The 1417-nt window shown below is 64.9% G+C and carries 2 protein-coding genes; both read left to right on the forward strand.

Annotated features, from left to right (window positions below; genetic code table 11):
- A partial coding sequence (locus EN750_RS34225; RefSeq protein ID WP_127399270.1) for a LacI family DNA-binding transcriptional regulator occupies positions 1-983 on the forward strand: 983 nt, incomplete at its 5' end.
- Positions 980-1417, forward strand: a 438-nt coding sequence (locus tag EN750_RS34230; RefSeq protein WP_281062372.1) for a CoA-transferase, incomplete at its 3' end; no start/stop codon positions are given. The genes EN750_RS34225 and EN750_RS34230, both read left to right, overlap by 4 nt.

The raw sequence follows: 1417 nt of genomic DNA on the forward strand, positions 1-1417 counted from the left end.
TGCTCCAGGGCAGCGGACTGATCCGGCCCGAAACCGCGAGCAAGGTGCGCAAGGCGATCGAGGATGTCGGTTACGTCTACAACCGCGGCGCCGCCAATCTGCGCAAGGCGCACTCCAATGTCATCGGCATGGTCATCAACGATCTCACCAATCCCTTCTTCGCCGAGCTGGCGGTTGGGATGGAGCGGGTCTTCCAGTCGGCCGGTATCGTGCCGTTCATCGCCAACACGGCGGAAAATCCGGTACGCCAGGAAGAAGTGCTGAAGTCGTTGATGGAGCAAGGCGTCGCCGGCCTCATCGTGTCGCCGGCTCGCGGCACGACGCCGGGCGCCTTCAGGCGGATCGAAACGGCAGGTCTGCCGGTTGTCTTCGCCATGCGCCGGCTTCCCGAGAGCCGCATTCCGGTCATCGCGCCCGACAATCATCGCGGCGCCTATCTCGCCACCGCCCATCTGATCGGCAAGGGACATCGCAGGCTGGTCTTCTTCGGCGGTTCGTCCGACCTGGTGGTCTATCACGATCGGCTTGGCGGATTTCGCGAAGCCTGCGAGACGCAGGGCATCTCCGACCGCGACGCACTGGTCGTCGAGGGAGAGACCAGCCGCAGAAGCGGTATCGCGTGCCTCGAAACCGCTCTCGCTATGGCTGAACCGCCGACCGCGGCGCTCTGCTTCAACGACGCTGTCGCCTTTGGCGCCATGCTGGCGCTGCGCAAGCGCGGGCTTGAGCCGGGAACTGATTTCGCCATCGTCGGTTTCGACGATGTGGCCGAGGCCGAACATTACATGCCGGCTCTGACCAGCGTCGCGGTGGACTCGGCCGGCCTCGGCGAACGCGCCGCCCATGTCATGCTGAAAATGATCCAGTCGCGCACCACACGGGCCGAAGACCATATCGGCGCGGTCAATCTGGTCGTCAGGGAAAGCTGTGGCCCGGATCGCCGCACCCGAAACAGGACGGCCGGTTCGGGGATCATGAATTGAGCAAGGTCGTTTCGGCAGCGCAGGCAGCGGGCCTGATCAAGGACGGCATGGTCGTATCCGTGTCGTCGTCGAGCGGTCTCGGCTGTCCGGACGCGGTGCTTGCCGCGATCGGCGAACGCTTCGAGGGGGAAGGCCACCCAAAAAATATCACCACACTTCACCCGATCGCCGCCGGCGACATGTACGGCATCAAAGGCATCGACCATCTGGCCAAGCCCGGCCTGCTGAAGCGTACTTTGTGCGGCTCCTACCCGTCCGGCCCCTCCTCTTCCGAACCGCCGCAGATCTGGAAGATGATCGGCGACAATTCGGTGGCCGCCTACAACGTGCCGTCCGGCATCCTGTTCGACATGCACCGCGAAGCGGCCGCCAAGCGGCCGGGCGTGCTGACCAAGGTCGGCCTCGACACCTTCGCCGACCCGCGCCACCAGGGC

It is taken from the genome of Mesorhizobium sp. M7A.F.Ca.ET.027.03.2.1, assembly GCF_003999175.1.
GTDB lineage: Bacteria > Pseudomonadota > Alphaproteobacteria > Rhizobiales > Rhizobiaceae > Mesorhizobium.